Here is a 26821-nt window from a genome sequence, read left to right as displayed (position 1 = left end):
AGGAAAGGAATGCGGCGGATCAGGCAATGACCTTGCGGCTCATGCGTTCGATCCAGCGATACAAAAGGAACACGGCGGCGACGAACGCGACGCCACCGATCCACAGCGAATAGTTGGCGGCGAAGTCGTCGCCCACCAGGCCCAACGGATAGTTGGAACCGGAGAACGCCACGATGGCCGCGATCAGCACGCCCACCAGGCCTTCGCCGACGATCATGCCGGAGGCCAGCAGCACGCCGAGTTGCTTGGTGGCTTCCGGGCGCGGGCTGCGTTCGGCGCGCTTGTCGTAGATCGCCCCGATCACCGCACCCACCACCACCATCAGCGTGGCCGACGTCGGCAGGTAGATGCCCAGGCCCACGGCGAGCGGCGCCAGGTGCGCGGACTTCGTCGTATGGCGCAGCACCGCGTCGATGATGATCAACGCCACGCCGATCGCCGCACCGATGCCGATCAGCGACCAGTCGATGTTGTTTTCGATCACGCCCTGCGCGAGCGCGGAGATCAGGCCGGCCTGCGGCGCGGCGAGCGCATGCGCGGGATCCACGCCCGGCGCGCCGGTGAAGCCGTAGGCCTTGTTGACGATCGACAGCACCGGCGGGATCACCGCCGAGCCCGCGATCACGCCGACGATCAGCGCCCACTGCTGCGCGGATGGCGTGGCGTCGACGAGCTGGCCGGTCTTGAGGTCCTGCAGGTTGTTGTTCGCGATCGCGGCCACGGTGAACACCACCGCGGTGACGAACAGCGCGAATGCGACGAGTCCCTTCTCGTGCCCCGGTTCCAGCATCGGCTTGATGCCGTACACCAGCAGCAGCGCCGCACCGATCACCACCAGGATGCCGATGCCGGACAGCGGCGAGTTGGACGACCCGATCAGGCCCGCCATGTAGCCGCACACGGTGGAGACCAGGAAGCTCATGACCACGATGTAGAGCAGGCCGCCGATGACGAGCGCCGGCGTGACCGATCCCAGTCCGGTCTCGTTGCTGAAGTGCACCAGCAGGAAGGCGATCGGCACGAAGCACGCGGCCATGATCATGCCGACCACGGTGATCGGGATGTCGTGTTCGGTGCGCGGCAGCGTGGCGAGGTTGCCGGCGGCGCGCACGCGGCTGGCGTGCATCGCCGAGGCCAGGCCGCTGACCACCGGCTTCACGAGCTTACCGAGTGTCCAGATGGCCGCGACACCGATGGTGCCCGCGCCGACGAAGCGCACCTTCGCGCTCCACGTCGCGCCCGCGATGTCTTCCAGGCCGCCGGTGCCGGGCACGAGCGCGGAGAAATGCGGCACGCCCCACACCCAGCCGATCAGCGCGCCGAGCAGCATCGCCAGGCCCACCCACAGCCCGACGAGGTGGCCCACCGCGAACAACGCCATCGACAGCGCGAAGTCGAACCCGGACACGCCGTTCTCGCCGACCTTGAAGTAACTCTTCACGTCGCTGGCGAACACGCGCGTCGCCACGATCAGCGCGAACGCCGACGCGACCACCGCGCCCCACACCACCGCCAGCAAGCCGGCGCGGCTTTCCTCGGCGCCGTGCTTGGTGCCTTCCGCACCGGGGCTGCCGACCTTGAGCACTTCCGCGCATGCCACGCCTTCGGGATACGGCAGGTCGGAGTTGGTGACCAGCGCGCGGCGCAGCGGGATCGAATACATCACGCCCAGGATGCCGCCGAGCGCGCAGATGGCGAACGAGGCCCAGTACGGGAAGCCCGTCCACCAGCCGATGATCACCAGGCCCGGCAGCACGAAGATGATCGACGACAAGGTGCCGGCGGCCGAGGCCACCGTCTGCACGATGTTGTTTTCCTGGATGGTCGCGCCCTTGAAGTTGCGCAGCAGCGCCATCGAAATCACGGCCGCCGGGATGGACGTGGCGAACGTCAGGCCCGCCTTCAGGCCGAAGAACACGTTGGCGGCGGTGAACGCCAGGGTGATGACGACGCCCAGGACCAGGGCGCGCAGGGTGAATTCGTTGCGCGGCGCGAGGCCGGGCGTGGCGGGTTGGGACACGGGGCGTGATCCTCGCAGGACGCGGACGCACGGTCCGCAGGTTGGTTCGAAAAGCGCGGCCAACCCTACGCCGGGGGCCGGCCCCAAGTCCAGCCGGGGCGGGGCTTTGCGGGCGCCGAGGGTATGCTCCGGCCACGCCGCCCACGGAGTCGCCTCGCGTGTCCGCAGTCACCGCCTTCACCGACATCCCGCGCAGCGAGGACTTCATGGGGCACCCGAAGGGGGTGTTCGTCTGCTTCTTCACCGAGATGTGGGAGCGCTTCTCCTTCTACGGGATGAAGGCGTTGCTGCTGCTCTATTTGCTGAAGCACCACCGCTTCAACGACGACGCGGGCTACGAATTGATCGGCGCATACGGCGGGCTCGTGTACGCGGTGCCCGTGATCGGCGGCCTGCTGGCGGATCGCTGGCTCGGGATGCGCAAGGCCGTGGTGCTCGGCGGCGTGCTGTTGTGCCTCGGGCATTTCGGCATGGCGTTCGAAGGCCAGGACGCCCGACTGGTGAACGGCGTGGTCGTGCGCGACGAAGGCGCGCTGCAGGTGTTCTACCTCTCGCTCGCGCTGATCATCATGGGCGTAGGCTTTTTGAAGCCGAACATCTCCACCATCGTCGGCAAGCTGTACGCGGACGATGATCCGCGGCGCGATTCCGGATTCACCTTGTTCTATGCGGGCATCAACGTTGGCGGGTTGTTCGCCGGCTTGATCTGCGCGTTCCTCGGCGAGACCTACGGGTGGAAGTACGGGTTCGGCGCAGCGGGCATCGGCATGGTGGCGGGCCTGGCGATGTTCCTGTGGGGACAGAAGTACCTGCATGGCCACGCGGAGCCGCGCGATCCGGTCGCGTTGCGCGAACGCGTGGGTGGGTTGCCACGCGAGTGGTGGATCTACCTGGGGTCGTTCGCGGGCGTGGCGGTGGTGTGGCAGCTGATCCAGCGCACGGCCACGGTGGAAAACGCGATGCACGTGGTGGCCGCGGTGTTCCTCGCGTGGTTCGCCTGGTACCTGGTGGCGCGCTGCGATCGCGTGCAGCGCCAGCAGATGTTCGCGCTGATCGTGATCATCCTGGCGGTGCTGGTGTTCTTCACCTTGTACGAGCAGACCTACGGGTCGTGGCTCACCTTCACCGATCGCCTGATGACGAAGGACATGTTCCCGTCGATGGTCAGCGACGCCAGCGGCACGGTGCCGTGGTCGGTGTACCTGATGGCGGGCACGCCGATCGGCATCGTGATCGCGTTGAAGGCGAGCGACCGCGGCAACCACGCGCTGGCGACCACCGCGGTGATCGTGCTGGCGCTCGCGATGGCGGTGGCGTGTTTCCGCGACGTGATCCTGGTGCCGCAGACGGCGGGTTCGCTCACGTTCCTTGGTTCGTTCTTCGTCGTGATCCTCTCGCCCTTCTTCGCGTGGCTGTGGCCATGGCTGGAGAAGCGCGGCATGAATCCGAGCAAGCCGCTGAAGAGCGTGTTCGGGTTGTTGTTCGCGGCGCTGGCGTTCCTGCCGTTGCTGCAGGCCACGCAGCACGTCGCCGCGACCGGCGCGATGGCAAGCGTGTGGTGGCTGGTGCTGGCTTACCTGCTGCTGGAAATCGGCGAGATGTGCCTGTCGCCGATCGGTCTTTCAGCGGTGACGCAGCTGTCGGTCGCGCAGGTCGTCGGCCTGATGATGGGCGGCTTCTGGCTGGCGACGGCATATTCGGAAGTGCTGGCGGCGCAGTTCGGGAAGCTGGCGTCGATCGACATCCCGGAAAGCGGCGCGATCGATGCCGTTGCCGCGGCGGCCAAGTACGCGCACCTGTTCGAGCTGATGTGGATCATCGGCCTCGTGTCGGCGGGCGCGTTCCTGTTGCTGACGTTCGTGTTCCTGAAACGGTGGATGCACGGGGTCAAATGAAAAAGCCCGCATCGCTGCGGGCTTTCCCGTGTGTGCACGCGTGAAGCGTTGCGACGATTACTTCGCCTTCGCGATCGTGAACTTGCCGAAGGTGATGCCGACGTCCCAGCCCTTGCCGGCGCCGGCGAGCTTGAGCTCCGTGTCGCCCTTCACCATGACCTGCGCGGTACCGGATTTCGCCGCGCCCGCGTGCGCCTCGGCAGAGGCGTAGCTGCCCAGCGTTTCCTTGATGTCGCTGACGCCGCTGAAATCGCCGGTGCCGCCTTCGATCTTCTGCTTGCCCACGCTCAGGCCGCCGCCCTTCGCGCTGACGGTGACATTCATCTTCTGGCCGTTGTCGCAGGTGATCGTGCCGCTGCCGGAGGCGGTCTTGTACAGCACCGACCAGCCGCTCATGTTGAAACGCAGGTTGCAATCGACCTTGCCCTTCGCGAACGCGGCGGGGGACGCCAGGACCAGGGTCAGGCCGGCGAGGGAAAGCAGACGGTTCATGGCGGCACTCCGTGTGCGGGGATGGGAAACGACGATATACGCCTAACCCGACCGGGGCGCGTAAAGGCCGCCTTCACCCGACGGCTATCGAGCCGGATTGCTTCGTGCGCGCCGCTGGCGAAGGAAGATCGCCAGCAACAGGCACGCCAGCATGCCGACGCCGCCCCACGCCACCATGAAGAGGGATTCCCAGGCCGAATACGCGGACGGATCCCGTCCCCCGAACCATACCGGCGCCCAATAGGCGACATACGCGACGGCGAGCGGGACGACCACCGCCGCCACCCACAACCACCGACACCGCAACAGGGATGCGATCGCGAGCAGGAGCAACAAGGACGTCACCGCGACGATGGCCGTCGTGGCGGCAAGCGACAAGGATTCGAAAGCCTCGATCATGGCGCGCTCCCGTGGCTCGACATCAGAGCAGGATCGCGTGCCTTGCACGCGTGTCCGGATCCATCCCCTTGAACACGACGCTTTGCGTCGCGGCGTCCCACACCATGGGCTCCCCGGTGTACGGGTCCTTCAGCGCGGAGGCCCGGATGCGACGCGCGGCATCCGCCGGTGTCGCGTTGGCAGCGCGCAGTTCCACCGCCAGCATCGCGGCGCGACGCTCGCCCTCCACATCGCTCACGCGAACGGCGTACCGCATCGGGTCGGTCTCGGTGGTGATGCGGAACAGGACGTAGCCGAGCGGGTTGTAGGCGCGGTAGACGTCCTCGCCGTGCTGCGGCGCCGACGCCGCCGCGTCGCGCAACGCTTGCGGCAGCGCGCGATAGTCCGCGTCCATGCGACTGGCCATGCGCATCGTGCGGGCGGCGTAGAGATTGCGCGTCGCCTGCGGCTTGTACATCGGTTGCAGGATCCACCGGCCGACGCGCCCGCCGGGAACGTCGCCGTCTTGCAGCGACGGACCGAGCGATGCAGCGATGAAGGTCGCTTCGCCCGCCAGCACGCGGCGCATCGATCGCTCCTCGCGCGTCAGCGGCGTGCGCCAGCCGTCAGGCGGCGCGGCGGGCTGGCCGCGAGCGTGCAGTTCGCGAAGCACCAGGTTGCCCAGCGCGAAATGATGCCGGATCGCGGCGCTCGAGATGATCTTCGCCAGCGTCGTATCCGACGATCGCAGCAACATGCGCCAGAACGCCAGGTCCTGATCGAGCAGCGCACGCGCGGCATCGCCCTTGCCGTCGCGCGCGAGCGTCCAGGCGTTCGCGAGGAGCAGTTGCTGCCCGTTGATCGCGTGCTGGTAACGGACGAACGGCGTGCCCATGTCGCGCGGGATCTCTTCGCGCCATTGGTGGAACTGGATGAGCCGAAGGTAACGCTCGAGCAACCACGACTCCGAAGCAAGCCACTGGTCGACCCGTTCGGGATGCCGTTGCCACTGTTGAACGCACGCAGCGCTGCCGTCGAAGCACGCTTCGGCCATCGCGGTGATCGCCGGCGACCTGCGTTCCTTGACGTTGACTTCCTTGCCCGGGAAGTCGAACGGCGGTGCATGCGGATTCCAGGCCGCCATGTTCCGCAGGAACGCCATGCGCGTCCGCCCCATGGCGACCGGATCCGCGCCGGGCGGCGCCCCCATCCCGAGCATGAAGACGAACGCATTGTCCTGGTCCGGCACCGCCGGCCGATCGCGGACGGCACGGACCAGTTCCTGCGACGCCACCGACGGCGGCTCGTCGTTCCAGTTGATCGCCACCATCACGCCGTACAACGCGACGACCAGCAGCAGGAGACCCGCCACGATCCACGCGATCACCCGCACTGCGCGTGGCATCGGCATCACAGCGGCACCGCATGGCGCGCATGCGTTCCCTTCGCCATCCCGGTGAACACGATGCGCTTGTTCGCCGCATCCCATTCGAACGGTTGGCCGGTGTACGGGTTCTTCAGCGGCGAAGCCTGCACACGTTGCGCAAGGTCCGTTGCGTCCGCACCGGCGGCACGCAGCTCCGCCGCCAGCAACGTCGCGCGGCGCTCGCCTTCGAGGTCGGCCACGCGCAATGCGTACTGCGCGTCGTCGCTCGCGGCGCCGATGCCGTACAGCACGCACCCGACGAAGTTGTAGAGGCCGTCGCACCGCCCGGTCGGTGCCTGCATGTTGGCCGCGGCCGGCAACGCGGGATAGTCGGCGTCGAACCGCAGGCCCGCCGCACGGAACCGCGCTGCGGACAGGTTGTTCGTTGCCTGCACCTTCAGCATCGGGCGCTTGAACCAATCGCTCAGGCGATCGGTGCCGAACGCGTCCGCGATGGGCTGCAGCGATCCGGACTGGAAGCGGAACTCACCCGCGAACGGGCGCTGCATGGAACGCTCCGCCAGGCTGAGGGGCGTCTGCCACGCATCGGGCGGCGCGGCGGGTTTGCCGGCAGCGTGCAGATCGCGCAGCGCCAGGTTGCCCAGCGCGAGGTTCCGTTCGACGGCACCCGTGGCGATCATCTTGGTGATCAGCGTGTCGCTCGATTGCAGCACCATGCGCCAGAACGCGAGGTCGTCCTGCAACAGGGCGCGCGCGGCATCGCCCTGCCCTGCGCGTGCGTGCTGCCAGGACTGCATGAGCAACAACAGTTGCCCATCCCGGGCGACGAGGAAGGACGGCATGGGCGCCGCCATGTCGTTCGGCACGCGTTCGCGCCACTGGCGCAGCGCCACGAGGTCCTCGTAGCGCGCCAGCAACCACGATTCCGAATCCAGCCACTGCGCGACCTGCGCCGGGTCCGCATGCACCAGGCGCACGCATTCCGCGCTGTCCGTGTCGAACTTCCCGCAGGCCTCCGCGATGGCCGCGATCGCCGGCGTGCGTGACCCTTTGTATTGCACTTCCCGTCCGGGCAAATAGACCGGAGCGTCCCCCGCTTTCCACGGCTGGACCCGCGTCAGGAAGCGATTGCGTTCCTGGCCGCGGATGAAGGGGTCTTCCTGCAACGGCGCCGACAGGCCGAGGAACAGGATGTAAGCGTTGCTTTGGTCGGGAATGATCGGCCGGTCGCCCGTGATGCGTGCAAGCGCCTGCGCATCGGCCGACGGCGGCTCGTCGAACCAGTTGATCGCCACGACGGCGAGATACGCCACGACGACGGCGACCGCGCAGCTCCCCAGCGCCCACGCAACGCCCTGCCCGAAACGATGCATCGTGTTCTCCCCCGAACATCGAACGACGCGAGCTTACCCAAGACGACCGGCGCTTGCGCCTACCGGGTCTTCGAAAGATTGGCGATCGTGGCCTGCATGAGGGCGATGGAGACGTCTTTCCCGTCTTGCGTCGCCAGGATTTCAGCGGTGCACACCGTCAGCATCCTGCCGGCCTTCCTGACCTTGCCGATGGCGACGAAATGGTCCGCGAGCGCAGGTCGCAGGAGGTTGACCTTGAATTCAACGGTCAATACGTCGCAGTCGTCCGGCGCCACGCTCAGCGCGGCGAAGCCGCACGCGCTGTCCAGGATGGTGGTGAGCGCACCCGCGTGGACGTAGCCGTTCTGCTGGCAGATCTCCGGGCGGGAAGGCAGCGAGATGTGCACCTCGCCTTCCGCAACGGACGCGAGCCTCGCGCCCAGCGTCGTCATCAGGCCCTGGGCTTCGAAGCAGTCGACGACTTTCTGGTGCCAATACCGCATCGACGTTGGCCCCGCTCGCGTTGCGCGCCACGGTAGCAAACCCCCGCGTCACGCGCGCTTCGGCAGCTTCCAGCCCGGGCGGATCACGTGGCAGGTGTAGCCCTCGGGATAACGCTCCAGGTAATCCTGGTGTTCCGGTTCGGCTTGCCAGAACGGGCCGGCCGGCGAGACTTCGGTGACCACCTTGCCCGGCCACAAACCCGACGCATCGACATCCGCGATCGTGTCTTCGGCCACGCGCTTCTGTTCGTCGTCCAGGTAGAAGATCGCCGAGCGATAGCTCATGCCGACGTCGTTGCCCTGGCGGTTCTTCGTCGACGGGTCGTGGATCTGGAAGAAGAACTCCAGGATGTCGCGATAGCTCGTCTGCGCCGGATCGAAGGTGATCTCGATCGCCTCGGCGTGCGTGCCGTGGTTGCGGTAGGTCGCGTTCGGCACGTCGCCGCCGCTGTAGCCCACGCGCGTGGCGAGGATGCCGGGCTGGCGCCGGATCAGGTCCTGCATGCCCCAGAAGCAGCCGCCGGCCAGCAGCGCGGTACTCGTTTGCGTGGTCATCGTGCTTGGTCCTCGTCGGGTGGGGGTGCGATATTGCGCCCCGGCCGGGTCGACCGACGTCGATCGCCCGGACCCAATGGATAGGGGCGCCCACGATGCTCCGCAAGGCCACGCCGGAACGCCTGACCCTGTTTTCCGACGGCGTCTTCGCCGTCCTCATCACCGTGCTGGTGCTGGAACTGCGCCCGCCCGCGCAAAGCACCTATGCCGCGCTGCTGGCGCACTGGCCGTCATGGCTGAGCTACGGGATGAGCTACGTGTTCATCGCCATCGTCTGGATGAACCACCATTACCTGCTGCGCTACGCGCGCGAAGCCACGCCGCGCCTGCTGTGGACCAACTTCGCGCACCTGTTCGCGATGTCGCTGGTGCCGCTGTCGACGGCGTGGATGGCACGCAGCAAATTGGCGCCGGCGCCCGTGTCGTTCTACGCGGCGGTCTTCGTGCTGGTGAACGCGACGTACCTCGGGCTGATCACCGAACTCATCGGGCGCGCACCGGCCGATGTCGCACCGGCGCGGATCCGCCACCGGATGCGGCTGCGGGCCACGTTCACGCTGGGCTTGTTCGTGGTCGCGACCGTGGTGGGGTTGTTCGCACCCCTGATCGCCATTGCGCTGTGCTTCGTGTGCCTGGTGGTGTACCTGCGGCCGGATCCGCCGGGGGTTTGACCGTGTCCTCCAAGGGAGCGAACCCCATGGGCCGGTGCTGCTCGAAATCGTTGACGCCGCGACGGGTGCCCGGGATCATCCTGGCGCGATTCCGCTTTTCGGGATCCGCGCCAGCACAGGGGATGTTCCGGGTGATGTTCATGATCGGCCGCGGCGAGCGGGTCGTGCAGGTGGGCCCTGCCGAGACGCACCACTGCCCGCGTTGCGAGGAAGACAAGGACTTCATCCCGCAGCTCAGGTATTCGTACGGCCAATTCGACCTTCTGTTCGGGTTCGTCTACGACAAGCGGTACCAGCTCGCATGTTCGCAGTGCCAGCACGGATGGAAGCTGGAGACGAACGTCATGGAACAGGCACTGGGCCGCGTGCCGATCCCGTTCCACCTGCGCTACGGCCTGTTCGTCGCGATCGCCTGCGCCGCGGCCCTGGTGTGGGCCGCGCACGCCTACCGGCATCCGGGTTAGGTCGGCAGGCCCTGCTCGCGCGCGGCATTGCGGAACAACCACGCCGACACGAGCCACAGCACGACGAAGATCGCCGTCAGCGCCAGCACCTCGCGGTTCGACCCCAACGCTGCGACCAGCACGACCACCGCCACCGAGGCCTGCGCGATCGCCGTCGCGACCAACGCACGCGCCATGCCGAGCGGCTGGAAGCGCCCGATCAGCGCGCCGATGCCGCCGACGGCCAGGACGCCCGCGAACATCAGGTTCGCGCCATTGGTTTCGCTGCCGATGATGCCGACGGCCAGGGTGATCCACACCAGCAGGAAGCCGGTGACCACCGCCACGCCGACGCCGGCGCGATAGGTCCGGTTGCCCGTCCTCCTCGCGCCGAACTCGTACGCACCGCACGCGATGGCGAGCATCGCGCCCCAGGTGAGGAAGTCGGTTGCCGTCCAATTCACGCCGGTGTCGAACTGCATCGCCACCGCCGGGAGCGCCAGCAGCAACGCTGCGAAGCCCCACATGGCCCACCGCAATCCGTTCCCGCGCCGCCCGCTCCCGCTGATGTTGGCCGCCATCGCTGCGTCTCCGTGCATGAGTGGCGCGCAGCATCGCGCGCGCGGGTGTGTCCACGATGGGCGTTGTGTGAAGCGAGGAAGAAGTCAGCCGGCCTGCCGGCCCTCGAGCTGCTTCCACGTCGAGCGGACGAACCACAGCGTCCCGAGGGTCCCCGAGATGATCAGGGCCACGGACCCTCCGCCGATGACCAGGGAGACCACGTTCGGCACGGGCCAGGGTTCGAAGCCGCGCGCAATCAGCAGGTTCTTGTAGTGGAAGGCCTGCATGGCCGCGCTGCCGAAGCGCACCAGCAGGATGAAGGACGCGAACGCGTAGAGGCACGTCAGCAACCAGTACACGTGCCGGTTGAAGCGATCGCCCGCGATGTAGGTCGACACGATCACCGCGAACGTCAGCGTGATCCAGATCTGCAGGATCGAATCGGTGAGGCCCAGCGCGGCATAGAGCGCCGTGTAGATCACGTCCTGCGGAATCGGTGGCGGATGCATTCGGGCGCCTCCTGTCAGAGCACGCGGTACTCGCTCTGGACCAGCCCGCTCACGAACTGCCGCGTGCAGAGATGTTCCAGCTTGATGTCGCGCTGCAGCGGACCGAAGAGCGGAATGCCGGTCCCGATGAGCACGGGCACGCGCGTGACCACGAGGCGCTGGATCAGGCCGGCGTCGAGGAACCGCTGGATGGTGATGCCGCCGTCGATGTACAGGTGCTCGAATCCGCGTGCGGCGAGGTGCGCGGCGATGGCTTCCGGTGCGCCGGACAGAGGTTCGACCACCGCACCCGCCGGTGCAGGCGCCAGCGCATGCGTGCTGAGCACGAACACCGGCTTGTCGCCGTAGGGCCACTCGGGGAAGGCGAGCACGACCTCGTACGTATTGCGGCCGATGACGAGCGCATCCACCGTGGCCATGAATTCCTCGTAGCCGTGCGGCTCGCCGCCGCCGGGCGGGAGGAAGTCGAGCGCACCGTTCGCGCGGGCCAGGAACCCGTCGAGGCTGGTGCCGACGAAGACGGAGGCTTTCATGCGTGCGCTCCTGCTCAGCTCGCGCGGAAGTGGTGAAGATACCGCCGACTCACGGGTAACACGTCCAAACGCGACCTCAGGTGCAACGTTCCGGTCTCGTTGTCGCCGCGCACCATGTGGCTCACCGCACGCAGGTTCACCACCACGGCGCGGTGCACCCGCACGAACTGATCGGGATCCAGCTGCGCCATCAGCTCCTTCAGCGGCGTTCGGACGAGCGCTTCGCCGCCGCGCCCGGTTTCGCCACGCCAGGCGATCCGCGTGTATTTCTCGTCGGAGCGCAGGTAGTCGATGTCCTCCACCGCGATCAGGCGCACATCGTTGCCCACTGACGCGCGCAACCAGCGCGCGTGCTGCCGCGACAGGCGTGCGAGCATCGGCGCGAGGTCCGCCATCGGCGAAGCGGCCTGCAGGCGCGCCTGCAAGCGCGCAACGGTGTCGGCCAGGCGCGCGCCTTCCACCGGTTTGACCAGGTAATCGATCGCGCCCTGTTCGAACGCCTGCACCGCATAACGATCGTAGGCAGTCACGAACACGACATGCGCGCGCCGCCCAATCGCGTGCGCGGCGTCGATGCCGTCGAGGCCGGGCATGTGCACGTCGAGGAAACACACGTCCGGGCGCAGCGCTTCGAACCGGTCCACCGCTTCGCGGCCATTGCGTGCCTGGGCGACGATCTCAAGCGACGGCCAGGCCTCGGCAAGCTGCCGCGCGAGCGCGCGTCGCAGCAACGGCTCGTCGTCGGCGATCAATGCGGTGGCCGCGATGCTCATCTTGGCGGTGCCGGCATCGGAAACACGAGTTCCGCAGTCGTGCCATGCGGCGGCAGCGGCGCCAACACCAGTCGGGCCTCATCGCCGAACGCGAGTTGCAGCCGTTCGCGCAGGTTCGACAAGCCCGTGCCTGCGTTGATCGTCGAAGCCACGCCCACGCCGGTGTCAGCCACCACGATGCGGCACTGCCCGCCCTGCACCGTCGCGCGCACATCGATGCGCCCGCCCTCTTCCGCCGGATCGATGCCGTGCCGCACCGCGTTCTCCACCAGGGTCAGTACGCTCGTCGGCGGGCACGGCACCTGCAGCGCGCCCGGCTCCGCATCCACCGACCACCGCAGACGGTCGGGCATGCGCATGTGCATCACTTCGAGGTACGCGCGCACCAGTTCCAGTTCCTGCGCCACCGTGGCGTTGGCTTCGTGCAAGCGCGGCACCGCTGCGCGCAGGTACGCGATGAGGCTGCCGAGCACCTCCGATGCCTGCGGCGAGCCCGCATCCACTAGTTCGCGCACGTTCGCGAGCGTGTTGAACAGGAAATGCGGCTCGACCTGCGCCTGCAACAACCGCAGCCGCGCGTCCAGCGCATTGCGGTCGTACTCGCTGCGTTCCAGCTCGAAGGCCAGCGCCTGGCTGCGCGCCTTCCCGCTGATGTGCCGGTACAACGCGGACATCGCGATCCACGGCGCGACCAACAAGCCCATGAACGCGATGAAGCTGAAACCCTCCATGCGCGACTTTACCGACCACCAATGCACGTCGTGCGGCGTGGTGAAGGCGTACGAGAGCGCGGCCGCAACTGGAATGATCGCCGCCACGCCCGCCACCTGCAGGCCCCAGCGTGCGATCCAGCTGGGCAAGCGGCGCGGCCAGCGTTCGAACAGCCCGAACATGCAGAGCGCGGCCATGCCGACGAGGAACAGCCGCACCAGCAACAGCCAATACGAGGCGGTCCAGTTCGTCGACATCGGCAGGCTGACGACGAACGCCGCGATCGCCACCGTGCGCACGCGCTTCCAGCCGAACCAGGGTCCGGGCGTCGGCGCGGCAGGAACGCGGGTGTCGGGCATGGGACGACGATACCAGCGTGCCGCGCGCGGATCGTCGGCGGGGACCGTGCTTCGTCCACGCCAGGCCGTCGTTCGTCGCAATCCCCGTGGACGCCCCGCCGGCGCGCTTCCAGAGTCGCCGCAACAGAGAAGCAAGGGGACATCGCCATGCTGCTGCGCTGGCTGCATATCACCGCCGGGCTCGTCGTGATCGTCGCCGGCGCATTTGCGCTGTTCGCGAAGAAGGGCTCGCGGCTGCATCGAAGCGCGGGCACCGTCTTCTTCGTCGCGATGGTGACGTTGACGGCGACCGGCGCCATCGCCGCCACGTTCGTGCATCCCAACCGCGGCAACGTAGTCGCCGCGTTCTCGACGTTCTACCTCGTCACGACCGCGTGGCTCACGGTGAAGCGCGATGTCGTGGCCGCGCGCGGCTGGTACGTCGCGTTGATGGCGTTGGGGTTCGCCACGGGCCTTCGTGCCTTGTCGCTCGGGGTGCTCGCCGTGCGGCATGGCCCGGTGGACCAGTTCCCGCCCGCACCGTTCTTCCTGTTCGCACTCGTCGTGCTGTCGGCCGCGGCACTCGACGCGCGTCTCCTGGTAGCCGGCCACATCGCCGGCGCCCAACGCCTCGTGCGCCACCTCTGGCGCATGGGCATGGCGTACTGGATCGCGACCGCGTCGCTGTTCCTCGGCCAGGCGAAGTTCTTCCCCGCGCCGATCCGGGCCTCCGGCTTGCTCGTCGTGCCCGTGCTGCTCGTCGCGGGCACGACGCTGTACTGGCTGGTGCGCACGCTGCGGGGGCGCAAGGCGATGCGATCCGTCGCGAAAGCGACCCAGGGAACGTGACCGGGACGCTCAGTTTTTTTCTTGCTGCGCCGCCCGCGCCAGCAGCACGAGGAAGATCGCGAGCACCAGCGCCGACACCACCAGCAATGCGATCAGGCTTCCGACGTACGCGGGCACGATCGACGCCTGCAGGCTTCCCGCCGCCCCCGCGCCCGTTGCGATCGCGGAGACGCCAAGCAACGCAAAGATCGCCGACGGGAAGAACTTCACGCGCGGCGGAAACCCGCGCAAGGTCAGGCGCCGTCCGCGCCATGCCATCACGCCTCCGAGCACGCTGATGTAGGCAAACGCGACGACGCTTGCGACGCGATACACGCGCAGGGTGGTCCAGTCGAACAACGCCAGCCACGCCGGCAGCAACCCGAGCACGAGCGCGCCGATGCTCGCCCCCAGCATCCACGACAGCGACCAGATGTCGCGCGGATGCCAGCCCTCCGGCGAGGCCGTGCGGATCGCGGCGATCAGGCCCGAGAACCCGGCGAGCGCGACGCCGAGTTGCGTGATGGCGATGAGCAGGTCCGACGCAGGCATACCCCGGCCAACGTCGCCGCGGGCACGGAAGCGGTCATCGCCCGCCGTTGAAGGCCGCCGCGGATTCGGATTGAATCGCGCGATTCGCGCCAGCCCGGACCGGAGACACGCCACGCCCATGGAGCACCTCGCCCACCTTTCCACGTTCGTCTCGCTGATCTACGGCCTGGGCGTGGCCAACGTGCTCGCGCACATCGCCTCGCTGATCAAGCGCGGGCGCAGCGCGGACTGGTACTGGATCCACACGGTGTGGAGCGCGTTCCTGCTGATCGCGATGGCGAGTTTCTGGTGGATGCTGCAGGCCTGGGCCGCGGTGCCGCACATCGGGTATCTCAGTTACCTGAGCATGCTGCTGATCCCGTCGCTGCTTTTCGTGATGTCGGACCTGATGTTCCCGGACCGCGGCGGCGCCGGCGTCGTGAGCCTCAAGGCCCATTTTTTCGCCATCAAGCGCCCGCTGTTCCTGTTGCTGCTCGCGTTGCTGGTGTCCGACGAAATCGACACGGTGCAGAAGGGTTGGCAACACGTGATCGACCTGGGCCCGTTGTACTGGGGCTCGCAGGTGTTCTGGCTCACCGGGTGCCTGGTGTGTGCCCGCTCGGAAAGCGAGCGCGTGCAGGGCGTCTTCGCGGCCGTGTCGTTCGTGTTGTTCCTCGGCGCGATGTACAACGGGCTGGCGGCGGTGTAACCGGGTCACCTCGCACTCATCCGCCAGGGCGCACCGTGTCGGTCGATCGTTGCGCCCCTGCGCGACCGCACGCACCCAGGCGCACCGATGCCCCGCTTGTCCTCCCGCCTTCCCGCGCGCGCTTCGCGCTGGTTCGCCGCCCTGTCCCGCGCCTGGCAGGCGCCGCGCGCATCGCAGTCCTTCACGCTGCGCGAGTTGCTGCGCACGCTGGAAAGCGCCGGCCCGCGCGATACGCCCCCGCCGCCACGCCTGGCGCGGTTGCTGGCGAAGGTCTCCGGCGATCTCGCCGTGGCGGTGCGCGATCCGGAACGACGCGGCGGCCCGGACACGCTGCGGCCGCTCGCGACGTGGAAATCGCGCTACAGCCACCTCGATCGCTACCTGCCGCGCGCCTGAGACCGCTCCAGGCCCAGCCGTCACCACCCCGTAATGCCCCGCGGCGCATGTTGCACGGGCACCGAGCGACACGCGCCACTTCGCTCCGGCGGCACTCATCGAAATTGCGATCCCGCCTTTGAGCCTCCTCCTGCGCATGCAGGCAATGGCCACGGCCAAACGGATCCGGTCAACGGATCCCATTCGCAAGGATCACACCATGAGCAACGACACCAAGCCGGAAATCACCGGTACCAAGCCGGCCACGCCGGAAGTCTCCAAGGTCGACGCAACGGACCCCAAGTTCGCTGCCGCGCCGAAGGCGATGAGCGATGCCGACAAGAAGTCGCTGGAAGAAGGCAACAAGGGTTCGTCGACCGCGCCGGCTTCCAACCGCTGAAACGACATCGCACGCTCCCGGGTGCTTCGGCATCCGTGATGCGTGAAGCGTCAACGAAAGGCCCTCGCTTCGGCGGGGGCTTTTTCGTTGCGTCACTGCATCGAGTGCAAACCGATCATGTTGCCGTCGGGATCGGTCACGAGCGAAATGAAGCCATGCTCGCCGATGGAAAACTTGTGCTTGAAGACCTTGCCGCCGTTTTCCGACGCACGTTTCTCTTCGTTCGCGCAGTCCTCGCACATGAAGTACACGATCGTGCTGTTGCCGCCCGACGGAAAGCCTTTCATGCAGACGAGCGCGCCGGTGCTGCCGTTGCTGTTCGCGAACGCGGGGAACGACCACATCTGCAGTTCCGATGTCTCCAGTTGCTGGAACTGCGTTTCGAACACGGCGCCGTAGAACGCCTTCGCGCGTTCCATGTCCTGCACGTAGATCTCGAACCAGCCGACGGGATTGCGGTCCATGGCGGCCTCCGGTCGTTGCGGGGCCGGGATGCTACTGCCCAGGGCGTTCCAGCGACGTCAGCGAACCCCGCCCCGGCCGCCGCGAGGCCGCCAGTTGCGCGCCCGCAGCGATGGGCGCAGGCTCCGCCGAACGCCGCGAGGGGGAATGCACGCATGGAACCGGTCCTGCCGTTGACGCATCCGTTCACGCTCTTCCACACGGCCCTGAGCCTGGTCGCGATCCTCGCAGGCCTCGTCGTCGCGAAAGGCCTGCTGCGCAACCAGGCGATGCCGGGGTGGACCTCGCTCTTCCTGTCCACCGCGGTACTCACCACGGCCACCGGCTTCCTGTTTCCCTTCCGCGGCTTCACGCCGGCGTTGGGAACCGGGGTCGTGTCGTCGGGCGTGCTCGCGCTGACGCTGATCGCGTTGTACGGGCAACGCCTCGCCGGACCGTGGCGCGCGATCTACGTCATCGGCGCGATGGTCTCGGTGTACCTCAACGTGTTCGTGCTGGTCGTGCAGCTGTTCCTGAAGGTGCCCGCGCTGCACGCGCTGGCGCCGACGCAGAAGGAGCCGCCGTTCGGGATCGCGCAAGGCCTCGTGCTGGTGCTGTTCGTCGTGTTGACGGTGCTCGCGGTACGGCGCTTCCACCCGCGCGTCGAGGCCACCGCGCCGGCGCCGGTCAGAAATCCGTCGTGATGTGCACCACCGCCATTTCGCGCGCCTGCGGGCCATGCCCGAATTCGAGCGGGGCGCCGGGCGACGTGGCGCGCGCGGCGCGCGTCACGTGCACCTGCTCGACGACGTAGACGCGGAACGGCGTCGTGCGTTGTCGCGTTCCTTCGTCGCAGCAGAAACAGACGAGTTCGAGCCCACCGTCGAGTCCAGCGAGGCGACTGCGCAGTTGGTCGACGGTCATGGGGGCTGATTCGCGGGACATCGCTGGATATTACGGACGGTGGCGTTTGCAACGGTCGATGAAATCGTCACCCGCTCGGTGTATTGCGTTCCCCCGTCAGGGGGAGGCGGGAAACCGGCCGTGAAACTCCTCCCCGCCGCCGTCCTGTTCGTGCACGACGTCGCGCGCATGACGGCGTTCTATCGCGAGCTGGCGGGCATGCAGCGCGTGCACGGCGACGATCGCCACGCGGTGCTCGAATGCGACGGCTTCCAGCTCACGATCCACGCCATCCACGGTGCGGGCACCGACTTCTCCACGCGCGAAGACAGCTATCTCAAGCTGTGTTTCCCCGTCGATGACCTGGCCGCGGCGCGCGTGCGCACGCGCGAACTCGGCGGCGAACTCTGGCCGCCGGAGCGCGAGTGGCAAGCGCGGGGATTCCGCGCATGCGATGGCCGTGATCCGGAAGGCAACGTCTTCCAGCTGCGGATGCCCGCGCCGTGAGCGACGACTTCGACTTCGAATGCCTCGACGCGGAGCGCCGCTTCGCGTTGTTCAACCTGTCCGGTGCGATCGCGCTGCACGAAGGCGTGGCGCGCGTCGCCAAGGTCATCGCCGCGGCCACGGCGCGCGGCTACCACGGCCTGGTCGTGGACATCCGCGGGATTGCCGGCTTCGAACCGCCGGGCGTCGGCGCGCGCCACGAGATGGTGCGCACGTGGGCCGCGGTGGCCGGCCCGCGGTTGCGCCTGGTGATGGTCACGCGCCCGGAGTTCATCGACCCGGAGCGGTTCGCGATGGTGGCGGCGCGCAACTTCGGCCTGGTGGCCAACGTGTTCGAAACCCGGGCCGAAGCGCTGTACTGGCTGCGCAGCGAAAGCCTCCTCGATCCCTGATCCGGCGCGTGCCCGGGTCGTGTGAGATTCCGCCCGCTGCCGCGTATCACCCAGCAAGCCCCGCCGGACACGAGCCGCCTTGACCGCCACGCCGCCACCGCCGACGACTTCCCTGCCCTGCTTGAAGCCCATCGCGGGATCGTGCTGAAAGTCGCCGCCGCCTTCCGGCAGGCACCGCACGATCGCGCCGACCTCGCGCAGGACATCGCGCTGCGCCTGTGGCAGGCGTGGCCCGGTTACGACCCCGCGCGCCCGTTCTCGACGTGGATGTATCGCATTGCATTGAACGTGGCGATCTCGCAGCAACGCCGCGAACGCCCGCGCACGCACGCCGCGCTCGACGACCTGCAGGACGAACCCGCGGGCGACACCGACGTCGACTTCGCCGCGCGCCAGCAACTCGCGCTGGTGCAACGCGCGATGGCCACGCTCGTGCCGCTCGACCGCGCGCTGTTGCTGCTGCACCTGGAAGGCTGCAGCCATCGCGAGACCGCCGAGGTGCTCGGCACGAGCGAAGGCAACGTCGCCACGCGCCTGAACCGCATCAAGGATCAATTGCGCCGCAGCGTCGGCGCCGAACGAGGAGACGCATGATGGAACTGCAGGACCTGCAAGCCGCCTGGCAATCCGCCACGCAAAAGCTTGAAACGCAAACGCTGCGCCTGGCGGAACTGGAAGGCCATGCCTTGCGCCATCGCGTGCACGGGCGGCTGGGCCTGGTGTCGCTGGGACAGTGGATCGAACTGGCGGTCGGCATCGCCATCGCGGTGTGGGCGGGCGGGTACTGGTTCGACCACCTCGGCACGCCGCACCTGGTTGCGTACGGCGTCGCGGTGCACCTGTATGGCATCGCGCTGATCGCGATGGCCACGACGCAACTGGTGAAGCTGGCCGCGATCGACTGGACGCAACCCGTGGCGCAGGTGCATGCGCGCGTGCTGGACGTGCGCCGCCAGCGCATCCGCGGCGAGCGCGTGTTGCTCCTCGTCGGTGCGATCGCCTGGGCGCCGCTGCTGTTCATCGGCTTGAACGCGATCGGCCTGGATGTGTGGCGTTACCAGCCGATGTACGTGCTTGCCAATCTGGCGTTCGGTGCGGTGCTTGCGATCGCCGCGGCGTGGGCGATGCGGCGCTGGCCGTCGTGGCTGGAGACGTCCGCGGTGGGGGGCCGGTTGCAGCAGGTCGAACGCGAATTGCGCGACGCCCGGGAATTCACGCAGGGCTGACCGCGCGGCGTTTCAGCACCGCACGTTGCAACACCGCGCCCAGCAACATCGCCGGCACGAACACCCACGCGGTCCACGCCCCACCCGCGGCGCCGACGAGTACGGGGGCCGGGCAGTAGCCCGCCAGCCCCCAGCCCACGCCGAAGACGACGGCGCCGACGACGAGGTCGCGATCGACGAGCGTGTACGTCGGCAGGTGGAAGTCCGCATCGAACACGGGGCGATCGCGGCGCAGCACGAACCGGAACGCGATCGCCGTCGTGCCCGTCGCGCCGAGCATCACGCACAGCAAGGTCGGGTTCCATTCGCCCGCGACATCGAGGAAACCGAGCACGACATCGGGATCGGTCATCCCGCCGATCACCAGGCCGACGCCGAACAACGCGCCCGCAAGCAACGCCGCCAGGATCCGGTTCATGCGGCCCCCGCAACGTGCCGCAGCACGAACACCGTGGCCATCCCCGACGCGACGAACAGCACCGTCGCCACGAGCGAGCGCTTCGACATCCGGCCGATGCCGCACACGCCATGCCCGCTCGTGCAGCCACCGCCGAGCCGCGTGCCGTAACCGACGAGCAGCCCCGCCACCGCCACCACCGCGAACGGTGCGGGCGAAAGCGCGACCTGCCCGGTCGCGCGCATCGCGATGCCGCCGGCGATCATCAATCCTGCGAGGAAGGCCCAGCGCCACGCCGATTCGCCGCGCGGGTTGCGTTGCAGGGCAGCGTTGAAGGTGATCCCGCTGACGCCCGCGATCCGCCCGTTGAGCAACAACAACAAGGTGGCCGCGATCCCGATGAGCACGCCCCCGAGCAAGCCTGCTTGCCACGACGCCATCGCACGCTCCCACCGATGTGTTGCGGCATCTTCGCACTCCACGCAGTCGCCGCACAGCGCGCGCGTCCCCCGCATGGGTGTCCCCTGTCCGCTGCGCATCGCGTCCGCGTTGCTTCTGTTGGCGGGCCACTTCCGCCAGGAGATTTCCCCATGAAACCAAACTCTTCCGTGCGCACCTGCGCACTCGCGATCGCGCTCGCCATTGCGGCATCCACGGCAAGCGCCGGCCAGTCCGATCCGTTGTTGCGCGCCGCAGACCTCGTCCGCGTGGAGGCCGCGCAGTCCATCAGCGTGTCGGTCTTCGCCAAGGGACTCAACAATCCGCGCGGCCTGAAATTCGGACCCGACGGCAATCTCTATGTCGCCGAAGGCGGCACCGGCGGCACGGGGTCGACCACGCCTGCGCAATGCACGCAGGTCGTCCCGCCCGTGGGCCCGTACCTCGGCAGCAGCACGGGCGGTCGCATCTCGCGCATCGATTCGTCGGGCCACCGCACCACGGTGACGACCAACCTGCCCACCAGCACGACGGCGGCGACGCTCGGCTCGCTCGTCAGTGGCGTGGCGGACGTCGCGTTCGTGAACGGACAGCTGTATGCGCTGATCTCGGGCGGCGGTTGCTCGCATGGCGTGCGCAACCGCGACAACGCGATCGTGCGCATCGGCGCCGGGGGCGCGCCTTCGCTCGTCGCCAACCTGAGCGCGTACCAGAAGACGCATCCCACCGCGGTCGTCGAGCCGGCGGACTTCGAACCCGACGGCACGTGGTACAGCATGGTCGCGCGCGATGGCTGGCTGTACGCGGTGGAACCCAACCACGGCGAACTCGTGCGCGTGTCGGCCAGCACCGGCGCGATCCAGCGCGTGATCGACATCTCCGCGCACGTCGGCCACGTGGTGCCGACGGCGCTCGCGCGCCATGGCGGCTACTGGTACATCGGGAACCTCAACTTCTTCCCGATCGTCGACAACTCCTCGCGCGTGTGGCGCCTGTTGTCGAACCCGACGCGCCTGCAGGTCGTCGCGCAAGGCACCACGATCCTGGGCCTGGCGTTCGACGCGAAGGACAACCTGTACATCCTGCAGAACACCAGCGGGAACCCGGATCCCACGCCGGGCGCGGGCAGCATCGTGCGCATCCGGCCGGGCGGCGGCCCGGAAACCATCGTGAGCGGCCTCACCCTGCCGACCGCGATGACGATGGGACCGGACGGCGACCTCTACGTCTCGCACATCGGCTTCGGTCCGCCGATCCCGGGCGTGGGCGAAGTGCTGCGCGTGGACCTGTGACCGCATGACCCCTGCCGCGGTGTGAAGGCATCTTCACATCGCGGCTCGGCATCCTGCCCAACCTCGTGCGCCTGCGCCCGGGGTTCCGTGGACAGGGGTGATGGGGATGCCGAGCAAGTTTCGGGGCGTCGCGTTGGCGTGGGCGTGCAGCCTTGCCGCGCCTTGCTTCGCGCAATCGACCACCAACGAAGACCTCGCGCGCCTGGCGAACCTGCCGCTCGAGGAACTCGTCAACACGCGCGTGACGTCGATTTCCGGGCGGCCGGGCACGCGTTTCACCACGCCCGCCGCGGTCAGCGTCATTTCCGCCGAGGACATCCGCCGCAGCGGCGCACGCAGCGTCGTCGAAGCGCTGCGCCTGGTCCCCGGCTTCTACGTTGCGCAGATCAATGCCGGCAGCTGGATCGCGGGCGCGCGCGGGCTGGCGGGCTCGGCGCTCACGGCCAACCGATACCTGGTGATGGTCGACGGGCGCTCGGTGTACGACCCGCTCACCTCCACGACCTGGTGGGATTCGCTGGACCTGCCCTTGTCCGAGATCGACCGCATCGAAGTCGTCCGCGGCCCCGGTGCGTCGTTGTGGGGCGTCAACGCGATGCAGGGCGTGATCCAGATCGTGACCAAACGCGCCGCCGAAACGCAGGGCGCGTTCGTGAAGGCCAAGCTGGGCACGAACGGCAACGACTCCGTGCTGGCGCGTTACGGCGCGTCGCCGAGCGAGACCACCAGTTACCGCGTGTACGCGAAGTACGAACACCACGGGGCCTTCGAAGACGTCAACGGGCGCTCGATCGAAGACCAGTGGGCCTCGTTGCGCGGCGGCTTCCGCGTCGATGGCGCGCTCACGCCGCAGACCACGTTCACCGTGCAGGGCGACGCCTACATGCACCCGCAGGCGCATGCGACCGTGCAGATCCCGGTGTTCGGCCAGGATCGCCGCTTCATGACCGCCAGCGGCGACGACACGGTCGAGGGCGGCTCCTTGCTGTTCCGCGCATTGCACGGGTTCGAGGACGAACGCGGCTGGCTGTTGCGCGCCTGGACGGCCCGCACGGTGCGCGACAACGCGCGCTTCGGCGTGGCACGCAACACCTTCGACGTGGAATACCGGCGCTGGCTGCCGTGGGGCGAGCAGAACCAGTTCATCTGGGGCCTGCAGTACGACGTGACGCGCGACAACGTGCGCAACGGCGCGCAACTGTTCGTCGATCCGACGCGGCGCACGTGGAGCACGCTCAACGCGTTCGTGCAGAACACCACCGAGCTCGTGCCCGAACGCCTGTTCCTGATGCTGGGCACGAAGGTGACCGACCACGCGTTCGTGAAGCCGCAGTGGCAACCCAACGTGCGCGCGTGGTGGACGCCGAGCGAACGCCAGACGCTGTGGTTCTCGGCGGCGCGCCCGGTGCGCGTGCCATCGCGCTTCGAGGAAAACGGTGCGCTGGTGTTCTCGTGGTTCGACGTGGGCGCGGTGACCACCGGCACGCCGAACGGCAACATCCTGCCCATCGCACTCGCAGGCAACGACCAGCTGCGTCCCGAGCGCATGGTGGCGCTGGAAGCGGGCCATCGCTGGCAGGTCACCGATCGCTGGGCGATCGATACCGCGCTGTTCCACCACGACCACCAGCGCCTGATCGAACCGCCGCCCGCGGTCTTCGGCACGTTCACCGACAAGGCGAGCGGCGAATCCTGGGGCGGGGACTTCTCGGTGTCCGGGCGCATCACCGATCGCTGGCGCGTGGATGGCTCGTACAGCCGCCTGCGCGTGCGCATCGACGGCCCGGCCTTCCCGTTCGACGAGACCAGTTCGCCGTCGGAGCTCGCGCAGTTCCATTCGTACTACGACGTGCGCGACGACTTCGAATTCAACGCGGCCGTCTACCACGTGGGTCGCGTGCCGTTCAACGCGATCCCCGCCTACACGCGCACCGATATCGGGTTCACGTGGCGTCCGCGCCACGGGCTGGAACTCGCGTTGTGGGGACAGAACGTGTTCGACCCGAACCACGCGGAAGCCTCCGGCGCGCAGGTGCCGCGCACCGCCTACCTGCAGGTGACGTTCGACCTTGGCCACTGATCGACCCGCGCCGATGCCGTCGCGTGCAGCGTGGTGGATGCTGCTGGGCGCGATCGCGTGCCTGTTGCTGTCGCCGCCCGCGCGGCCGCAGCCGGTGCCGCGCGCGTTGCAGGTGGAAGCGGCGTTCCTGGTGAACTTCCTGCGCTACACCGACTGGCCGCCCGAACGCGCAGGCGTGGACGTGCCCTGGCGCATCGCGGTGGTCGGCAGCGCGGATGCGGCGGCCACGGTGCGCGCCGTCGCGGCGGCGGCGGGCCAGGTACGCGGGCGGCGGATCCAAGTGGAACTCGTCGCGCTCCCGCGCAGCGGCGCCGTGCAGGCCGGGCGACTGCGCGCAAGCCACCTGGTGTTCCTGCACGACGTGGAAGCCGACCGTCGCAACGACATCCTGCGCAGCGTCGCGGGCGCGCCGGTGCTCACCGTCGGCGACGACCGCGACTTCGCCGCGCGCGGCGGCATGCTCGGCATCGTGCGCATCGATGCGCGGCTGGGCATCGAAGCCAATCCAAAGGCGATCGACAACGGCGGCCTGCAGGTGAGCGCGAAGGTGCTCAAGCTGGCGCGCATCCGCCACGGGGACTTGCCGTGAGCGTGCACGTGCGCCGGCGGTTCAGCGACCAGATCGGGCGACTGGTGACGATCACGTGCGCCGTCGCGATCCTCTTCGTGTCGGGCGCACTCGCGCTGGCGAACCATCGCAACCTGCGCGCGGCGGCGTTCGATGCATTGCGCGCGCAGACGGAAATCGCGGCGATCAACAGCGGCGCGCCGCTCGTGTTCGGCGATCGCAACACGGCGAGCGAAGTGCTCGAAGCCTTCCGCGCCACGCCCAACGTCAGTTCCGCGACGCTGTACGACTTGCGCGGGCGTGCCTTCGCGCGCTACCGGCGCAACGGCGCCGACGACGAACCGCCCGCTGCGCGACAACTCGGCCTGAGCGAGACCGGCCACCACGCCATCGCCGTCGTGATGGTGCAGGAAGCCGGACAAGCGCTCGGCCGCCTGCAGGTGGTGTACGACCTGGACGCGCTCAACCGCGACCTGTGGCGCAACCTGCTCGTCGTCGCGGGCGTCGCACTGATGGCGCTGCTGCTGGTGGCGGCGATCGCGCGGCAACTGGCGCGCGTGGCCACGCGCCCGCTCGCGGACCTCACCCGCACCGCGCAACGCGTGTCCGACAGCCGCGACTACGCGCTGCGCGCCGAAGTGCCGCCGGGCGACGACGAGATCGGCGTATTCACGACGACGTTCAACGAAATGCTGGCGCAGATCGAACGCCAGGACCGCGACCTCAAGGCCTCGCGCGCGCAGGCCGAAGCCGCGAGCCAGGTGAAGGACGAATTCCTCGCCACGCTCTCGCACGAACTGCGCACGCCGATGACGCCGATCCTGGGTTGGGCGCAGATCCTCGGGCGCATCGCGCACGACGACCCGCGCATCCGCCAGGGCGCGGAGATCATCGAACGCAATGCGCATGCGCAGACGCGCATCGTCGACGACCTGCTCGACATGAGCCGCATCGTCGCCGGCAAGGTGCGCCTGCAGGTGCAGGCCGTGCGCATCGATGAAGTGCTCGCCGCTGCGCTGGATGCCGTGCGCGTGGCGGCCGACGTCCGCGAGATCACGATCCGCGTGGAAGCCTCGCCCGACCTGCCGCTGGTGCACGGCGATCCGCACCGCCTGCAGCAGGTGTTGTGGAATTTGTTGTCGAACGCGATCAAGTTCACGCCGCGCCACGGCGCCGTCGATGTGATCGCGCGCGCCGACGGCGACGTGCTGCGCGTCGTGGTGCGCGACAGCGGCGAAGGCATCGAGCCGGAATTCCTGCCGCACGTGTTCGATCGCTTCCGCCAGGCCGACAGTTCGATCACGCGGCCGCACGAAGGCCTGGGCCTGGGCCTGGCGATCGTGAAGCAGCTCGTCGAACTGCACGGCGGCAGCGTCGGCGTGCACAGCGACGGGCGCGGGCTCGGTGCGCGCTTCACCCTCGAGTTGCCGTTGCGGCGCGCGTTGCGCGACCAGGGGCCGGACGTGGTGCAGCTGGTGTCGTCCGACGTGGCGCCGCGCGTGCAGCCGTTGCGCGCCTTGCGCCTGCTGGTGGTGGAGAACGACGAAGACGCACGCGCCTGGCTGCGCCACGTGCTCACCGACCACGGCGCGCAGGTGCAGACCGCGGGGTCGGCGGAAGAAGCGCTGGCGTTGCTCGAACGCGCCGTGTCCAACCAGTCGCCGCCCGATGTGCTCGTGAGCGACATCGGCATGCCGGACGTGGACGGTTACGAATTCCTGCGTGCGGTGCGCCGCCTGCGCCCGGCGCGCGGCGGGCAGACGCCGGCGATCGCCGTCACGGCGTTCGCGCGGCCGGAAGACCGCGAGCGCGCGTTCGCCGCCGGATACCAGCGGCACCTCGGCAAGCCGATCGACGAACACGCGCTGGTGGGCGCGATCCTCAGCTTGCTGCCCACACCGGCGGCAAGCTGAGCGGACTCACTTTTTCTTCTTCGCGGGCTTGGCCTTGTCGGCCGCCGCGACTTTGTCGAGCGACATCGCCACCGATTCGGCGATCGTGACGACCACGGTGTCGCCGACCTTCGGCTTGGCGAGCACCGCGGGATCGGCCACCTCGATGGTCATCGAGTTGCCGTTGGGACCCTTCAGCGTGACGGTGTTCTTTTCGCGGTCGATCGCTTCGATCGTCGCGACGACGCGGATCATGCGGCCGGCACCGGCGGCGGGCGCGGCGTCGGTGGGCGCGCGGGCGCCGCCTTCGACCACGACCAGCGGGTCGGCTTTTTCCGCATCGGTGGGTGCGCGCAGTTCGGTGGTGACGCCGATGGTGTAGCGCGCGTGCACTTTGTCGCCGACGGCGAATTCGTCGAAGCGCTTCACGTCGGGGCCGGCCACGATTTCCGTGGTGGTGCCGTCGTCGAGCTTCAGGGTGACGGTGCGCGAGGCCTTGTCGATCGCGGCGATCGTGGCGGTGGCCTCGACCGACTGCTGCATGCTGCGCGGCGCGTCGGTGGTTTGCGGTTCGGGTTGCGGTTGGGCTTGCTGTGCGAAGGCGGGCACGCTGCAGAGCAGCAGGGCGCCGAGTACGAAGGCACACGGTGTCGGGCGGGCGTTCGAAGTCATGGACAAGGCTCCGTGGGGGGCCACGCAGTCTGTTCCGGCGCAGGGGGCC

General features: G+C 68.4%; 34 protein-coding genes. 16 read left to right on the top strand and 18 right to left on the bottom strand.

The window, feature by feature from the left end:
* Positions 1-19 precede the first annotated feature (19 nt).
* Entirely contained in the window at positions 20-2020 is a 2001-nt protein-coding gene (locus tag LYSCAS_RS09960) for an OPT family oligopeptide transporter (protein ID WP_213433897.1), read from the bottom strand.
* Between the two features lie 206 nt (positions 2021-2226).
* On the opposite strand from LYSCAS_RS09960, the gene LYSCAS_RS09955 reads away from it, so the two are divergent.
* Positions 2227-3915, top strand: a complete 1689-nt coding sequence (locus tag LYSCAS_RS09955) for a peptide MFS transporter (protein ID WP_213437762.1) — start codon at positions 2227-2229, stop codon at positions 3913-3915.
* Between the two features lie 57 nt (positions 3916-3972).
* Here the strand turns inward: LYSCAS_RS09955 and LYSCAS_RS09950 are convergent, their stop codons facing one another.
* From LYSCAS_RS09950 to msrA, 6 genes are all read right to left on the bottom strand, one after another.
* Complete coding sequence (locus LYSCAS_RS09950) at positions 3973-4407, bottom strand: hypothetical protein (RefSeq protein ID WP_213433896.1); 435 nt, start codon at positions 4405-4407, stop codon at positions 3973-3975.
* Between the two features lie 84 nt (positions 4408-4491).
* Positions 4492-4806: a hypothetical protein gene (locus LYSCAS_RS09945; protein WP_213433895.1), complete on the bottom strand. Its 315-nt coding sequence runs from the start codon at positions 4804-4806 to the stop codon at positions 4492-4494.
* A gap of 22 nt (positions 4807-4828) precedes the next feature.
* Entirely contained in the window at positions 4829-6190 is a 1362-nt protein-coding gene (locus tag LYSCAS_RS09940) for a hypothetical protein (RefSeq protein ID WP_213433894.1), read from the bottom strand.
* A 5-nt stretch (positions 6191-6195) separates the two neighbouring features.
* Positions 6196-7545: a hypothetical protein gene (locus LYSCAS_RS09935; RefSeq protein WP_213433893.1), complete on the bottom strand. Its 1350-nt coding sequence runs from the start codon at positions 7543-7545 to the stop codon at positions 6196-6198.
* Positions 7546-7604: 59 nt separating this feature from the next.
* Positions 7605-7976 (bottom strand): PaaI family thioesterase, encoded by a 372-nt coding sequence (locus LYSCAS_RS09930; RefSeq protein ID WP_213433892.1) that lies wholly within the window; start codon positions 7974-7976, stop codon positions 7605-7607.
* Positions 7977-8075: 99 nt separating this feature from the next.
* Positions 8076-8582, bottom strand: coding sequence for a peptide-methionine (S)-S-oxide reductase MsrA (msrA, locus tag LYSCAS_RS09925; protein WP_213433891.1), 507 nt, complete (start codon positions 8580-8582; stop codon positions 8076-8078).
* 95 nt (positions 8583-8677) lie between these two features.
* Here msrA and LYSCAS_RS09920 point away from each other — a divergent pair, with 95 nt between their 5' ends.
* Together LYSCAS_RS09920 and LYSCAS_RS09915 are read left to right on the top strand one after the other, a co-directional pair.
* On the top strand, positions 8678-9253 hold the full coding sequence (locus LYSCAS_RS09920) for a TMEM175 family protein (RefSeq protein ID WP_213433890.1): 576 nt from the start codon (positions 8678-8680) through the stop codon (positions 9251-9253).
* 134 nt (positions 9254-9387) lie between these two features.
* Complete coding sequence (locus LYSCAS_RS09915) at positions 9388-9717, top strand: hypothetical protein (protein WP_213433889.1); 330 nt, start codon at positions 9388-9390, stop codon at positions 9715-9717.
* On the opposite strand, the gene LYSCAS_RS09910 is transcribed toward LYSCAS_RS09915, so the two are convergent.
* The 5 genes from LYSCAS_RS09910 to LYSCAS_RS09890 form a co-directional block, all read right to left on the bottom strand.
* Positions 9714-10223: a hypothetical protein gene (locus LYSCAS_RS09910; protein ID WP_213433888.1), complete on the bottom strand. Its 510-nt coding sequence runs from the start codon at positions 10221-10223 to the stop codon at positions 9714-9716. The genes LYSCAS_RS09915 and LYSCAS_RS09910 overlap by 4 nt on opposite strands.
* Before the next feature lie 138 nt (positions 10224-10361).
* Positions 10362-10766 carry a hypothetical protein gene (locus tag LYSCAS_RS09905; RefSeq protein ID WP_213433887.1) on the bottom strand — a complete coding sequence of 135 codons (405 nt, stop codon included), beginning with the start codon at positions 10764-10766 and terminating at the stop codon, positions 10362-10364.
* 14 nt (positions 10767-10780) lie between these two features.
* Positions 10781-11299 (bottom strand): dihydrofolate reductase family protein, encoded by a 519-nt coding sequence (locus tag LYSCAS_RS09900; RefSeq protein ID WP_213433886.1) that lies wholly within the window; start codon positions 11297-11299, stop codon positions 10781-10783.
* Between the two features lie 14 nt (positions 11300-11313).
* A complete protein-coding gene (locus LYSCAS_RS09895) occupies positions 11314-12072 on the bottom strand; it encodes a LytR/AlgR family response regulator transcription factor (protein WP_213433885.1) in 759 nt (252 codons plus the stop codon).
* Positions 12069-13142 (bottom strand): sensor histidine kinase, encoded by a 1074-nt coding sequence (locus LYSCAS_RS09890; protein ID WP_213433884.1) that lies wholly within the window; start codon positions 13140-13142, stop codon positions 12069-12071. Before LYSCAS_RS09890 ends, LYSCAS_RS09895 begins: the two co-directional genes overlap by 4 nt.
* 147 nt (positions 13143-13289) lie before the next feature.
* On the opposite strand from LYSCAS_RS09890, the gene LYSCAS_RS09885 reads away from it, so the two are divergent.
* The gene (locus LYSCAS_RS09885; protein ID WP_213433883.1) at positions 13290-13970 is read left to right on the top strand and encodes a DUF2306 domain-containing protein; all 681 of its coding nucleotides are present in this window, start codon (positions 13290-13292) and stop codon (positions 13968-13970) included.
* 9 nt (positions 13971-13979) lie between these two features.
* On the opposite strand, the gene LYSCAS_RS09880 is transcribed toward LYSCAS_RS09885, so the two are convergent.
* The gene (locus LYSCAS_RS09880; RefSeq protein ID WP_213433882.1) at positions 13980-14501 is read right to left on the bottom strand and encodes a hypothetical protein; all 522 of its coding nucleotides are present in this window, start codon (positions 14499-14501) and stop codon (positions 13980-13982) included.
* Positions 14502-14619: 118 nt separating this feature from the next.
* Between LYSCAS_RS09880 and LYSCAS_RS09875 the strand changes: the two genes are divergently transcribed.
* From LYSCAS_RS09875 to LYSCAS_RS09865, 3 genes are all read left to right on the top strand, one after another.
* Entirely contained in the window at positions 14620-15189 is a 570-nt protein-coding gene (locus LYSCAS_RS09875; RefSeq protein ID WP_213433881.1) for a hypothetical protein, read from the top strand.
* Between the two features lie 96 nt (positions 15190-15285).
* Complete coding sequence (locus tag LYSCAS_RS09870) at positions 15286-15585, top strand: hypothetical protein (RefSeq protein WP_213433880.1); 300 nt, start codon at positions 15286-15288, stop codon at positions 15583-15585.
* A gap of 199 nt (positions 15586-15784) precedes the next feature.
* Positions 15785-15964 carry a hypothetical protein gene (locus tag LYSCAS_RS09865; RefSeq protein WP_213433879.1) on the top strand — a complete coding sequence of 60 codons (180 nt, stop codon included), beginning with the start codon at positions 15785-15787 and terminating at the stop codon, positions 15962-15964.
* A gap of 92 nt (positions 15965-16056) precedes the next feature.
* On the opposite strand, the gene LYSCAS_RS09860 is transcribed toward LYSCAS_RS09865, so the two are convergent.
* On the bottom strand, positions 16057-16428 hold the full coding sequence (locus tag LYSCAS_RS09860) for a VOC family protein (protein WP_213433878.1): 372 nt from the start codon (positions 16426-16428) through the stop codon (positions 16057-16059).
* Between the two features lie 153 nt (positions 16429-16581).
* On the opposite strand from LYSCAS_RS09860, the gene LYSCAS_RS09855 reads away from it, so the two are divergent.
* Positions 16582-17109: a hypothetical protein gene (locus tag LYSCAS_RS09855; protein WP_213433877.1), complete on the top strand. Its 528-nt coding sequence runs from the start codon at positions 16582-16584 to the stop codon at positions 17107-17109.
* On the opposite strand, the gene LYSCAS_RS09850 is transcribed toward LYSCAS_RS09855, so the two are convergent.
* On the bottom strand, positions 17093-17329 hold the full coding sequence (locus LYSCAS_RS09850) for a hypothetical protein (protein ID WP_213433876.1): 237 nt from the start codon (positions 17327-17329) through the stop codon (positions 17093-17095). The genes LYSCAS_RS09855 and LYSCAS_RS09850 overlap by 17 nt on opposite strands.
* Before the next feature lie 120 nt (positions 17330-17449).
* Here LYSCAS_RS09850 and LYSCAS_RS09845 point away from each other — a divergent pair, with 120 nt between their 5' ends.
* The 4 genes from LYSCAS_RS09845 to LYSCAS_RS09830 all read left to right on the top strand — a co-directional run bounded on the left by LYSCAS_RS09845 (position 17450) and on the right by LYSCAS_RS09830 (position 19433).
* The gene (locus LYSCAS_RS09845; RefSeq protein WP_213433875.1) at positions 17450-17815 is read left to right on the top strand and encodes a VOC family protein; all 366 of its coding nucleotides are present in this window, start codon (positions 17450-17452) and stop codon (positions 17813-17815) included.
* Complete coding sequence (locus LYSCAS_RS09840) at positions 17812-18207, top strand: hypothetical protein (protein WP_213433874.1); 396 nt, start codon at positions 17812-17814, stop codon at positions 18205-18207. The genes LYSCAS_RS09845 and LYSCAS_RS09840 overlap by 4 nt, the downstream gene beginning before the upstream one ends.
* A 138-nt stretch (positions 18208-18345) precedes the next feature.
* Positions 18346-18801, top strand: a complete 456-nt coding sequence (locus LYSCAS_RS09835; protein ID WP_407075184.1) for an RNA polymerase sigma factor — start codon at positions 18346-18348, stop codon at positions 18799-18801.
* On the top strand, positions 18798-19433 hold the full coding sequence (locus tag LYSCAS_RS09830) for a hypothetical protein (protein ID WP_213433873.1): 636 nt from the start codon (positions 18798-18800) through the stop codon (positions 19431-19433). The genes LYSCAS_RS09835 and LYSCAS_RS09830 overlap by 4 nt, the downstream gene beginning before the upstream one ends.
* Here the strand turns inward: LYSCAS_RS09830 and LYSCAS_RS09825 are convergent.
* Together LYSCAS_RS09825 and LYSCAS_RS09820 are read right to left on the bottom strand one after the other, a co-directional pair.
* The gene (locus LYSCAS_RS09825; RefSeq protein WP_213433872.1) at positions 19420-19851 is read right to left on the bottom strand and encodes a DUF6691 family protein; all 432 of its coding nucleotides are present in this window, start codon (positions 19849-19851) and stop codon (positions 19420-19422) included. The two genes, LYSCAS_RS09830 and LYSCAS_RS09825, sit on opposite strands and share 14 nt — an antisense overlap.
* Positions 19848-20270, bottom strand: coding sequence for a YeeE/YedE family protein (locus tag LYSCAS_RS09820; RefSeq protein WP_213433871.1), 423 nt, complete (start codon positions 20268-20270; stop codon positions 19848-19850). The genes LYSCAS_RS09825 and LYSCAS_RS09820 overlap by 4 nt, the downstream gene beginning before the upstream one ends.
* Positions 20271-20420: 150 nt before the next feature.
* On the opposite strand from LYSCAS_RS09820, the gene LYSCAS_RS09815 reads away from it, so the two are divergent.
* The 4 genes from LYSCAS_RS09815 (at position 20421) to LYSCAS_RS09800 (ending at position 26121) form a co-directional block, all read left to right on the top strand.
* Positions 20421-21560, top strand: a complete 1140-nt coding sequence (locus LYSCAS_RS09815) for a ScyD/ScyE family protein (protein ID WP_213433870.1) — start codon at positions 20421-20423, stop codon at positions 21558-21560.
* Between the two features lie 106 nt (positions 21561-21666).
* Positions 21667-23640 (top strand): TonB-dependent receptor plug domain-containing protein, encoded by a 1974-nt coding sequence (locus LYSCAS_RS09810; protein WP_213433869.1) that lies wholly within the window; start codon positions 21667-21669, stop codon positions 23638-23640.
* Positions 23630-24229 carry a YfiR family protein gene (locus LYSCAS_RS09805; RefSeq protein ID WP_213433868.1) on the top strand — a complete coding sequence of 200 codons (600 nt, stop codon included), beginning with the start codon at positions 23630-23632 and terminating at the stop codon, positions 24227-24229. Before LYSCAS_RS09810 ends, LYSCAS_RS09805 begins: the two co-directional genes overlap by 11 nt.
* The gene (locus tag LYSCAS_RS09800; RefSeq protein WP_213433867.1) at positions 24226-26121 is read left to right on the top strand and encodes a hybrid sensor histidine kinase/response regulator; all 1896 of its coding nucleotides are present in this window, start codon (positions 24226-24228) and stop codon (positions 26119-26121) included. Before LYSCAS_RS09805 ends, LYSCAS_RS09800 begins: the two co-directional genes overlap by 4 nt.
* Positions 26122-26127: 6 nt before the next feature.
* On the opposite strand, the gene LYSCAS_RS09795 is transcribed toward LYSCAS_RS09800, so the two are convergent.
* Entirely contained in the window at positions 26128-26772 is a 645-nt protein-coding gene (locus LYSCAS_RS09795) for a hypothetical protein (protein ID WP_213433866.1), read from the bottom strand.
* Positions 26773-26821 lie beyond the last annotated feature (49 nt).

Origin of the sequence: Noviluteimonas caseinilytica (genome assembly GCF_018406605.1) — a bacterium.
Lineage (GTDB): Bacteria > Pseudomonadota > Gammaproteobacteria > Xanthomonadales > Xanthomonadaceae > Noviluteimonas > Noviluteimonas caseinilytica.
The sequence above is the reverse complement of the archived record's forward strand: the minus strand, read 5'-3'. Positions and strand labels throughout refer to the sequence as shown.